The organism is Stutzerimonas stutzeri, from assembly GCF_024448985.1.
In the GTDB taxonomy this organism is placed as follows: Bacteria; Pseudomonadota; Gammaproteobacteria; order Pseudomonadales; family Pseudomonadaceae; genus Stutzerimonas; species Stutzerimonas stutzeri_AP.
Genome location: NZ_JAMOII010000052.1, coordinates 1 through 1,188 on the forward strand (window position 1 = coordinate 1; position 1,188 = coordinate 1,188).

The window sequence follows — 1,188 nt, forward strand, 5'->3', positions numbered from 1 at the left end:
TGGCTAAAGAAAAATTCGAACGTAACAAACCGCACCTGAACGTCGGCACCATTGGTCACGTTGACCATGGCAAGACCACTCTGACCGCGGCGCTGACCAAGGTCTGTGCTGAGACCTGGGGTGGTTCGGCGCGTGACTTCTCGCAGATCGACAATGCGCCGGAAGAGAAGGCTCGTGGTATCACCATCAACACCTCCCACGTTGAATATGATTCCTCGATCCGTCACTACGCCCACGTCGACTGCCCGGGCCACGCTGACTATGTGAAGAACATGATCACCGGTGCGGCGCAGATGGACGGCGCTATCCTGGTTTGCTCCGCTGCTGACGGCCCTATGCCGCAGACTCGTGAGCACATCCTGCTGTCCCGTCAGGTTGGTGTTCCTTACATCGTTGTCTTCCTGAACAAGGCTGACATGGTGGACGACGCCGAGCTGTTGGAGTTGGTCGAGATGGAAGTTCGTGACCTGCTGTCGACCTACGACTTCCCGGGCGACGACACTCCGATCATCATCGGTTCGGCGCTGATGGCGCTGAATGGCCAGGACGATAACGAGATGGGCGTATCGGCCGTGCGCAAGCTGGTCGAGACTCTGGATAGCTACATTCCGGAGCCGGAGCGTGCTATCGACAAGCCGTTCCTGATGCCGATTGAAGACGTGTTCTCCATTTCCGGTCGCGGTACCGTTGTGACCGGTCGTGTCGAGCGCGGCATCGTCAAGGTTCAGGAAGAAATCGAGATCGTGGGTATCCGTGCCACGACCAAGACCACCTGCACCGGCGTTGAGATGTTCCGCAAGCTGCTCGACGAAGGTCGCGCTGGCGAAAACGTTGGCGTGTTGCTGCGCGGTACCAAGCGTGATGACGTCGAGCGTGGCCAGGTTCTGGCCAAGCCGGGCACCATCAAGCCGCACACCAAGTTCGAAGGCGAAGTCTACGTACTGAGCAAGGAAGAAGGCGGTCGTCACACTCCGTTCTTCAAGGGCTACCGTCCGCAGTTCTACTTCCGTACGACTGACGTGACTGGTAACTGCGAACTGCCGGAAGGCGTTGAGATGGTAATGCCGGGCGACAACATCAAGATGGTTGTTACCCTGATCGCCCCGATCGCCATGGAAGACGGTCTGCGCTTCGCGATTCGCGAAGGTGGTCGTACCGTTGGTGCTGGCGTGGTTGCCAAGATCATCG

The 1,188-nt window shown here is 58.4% G+C and carries 1 protein-coding gene; it reads left to right on the top strand.

Annotation, left to right across the window (positions count from 1 at the left end):
* Positions 1–1,188 (top strand): elongation factor Tu (tuf, locus tag NA647_RS19595; protein WP_256059169.1); only part of this gene is annotated, 1,188 nt, incomplete at both ends.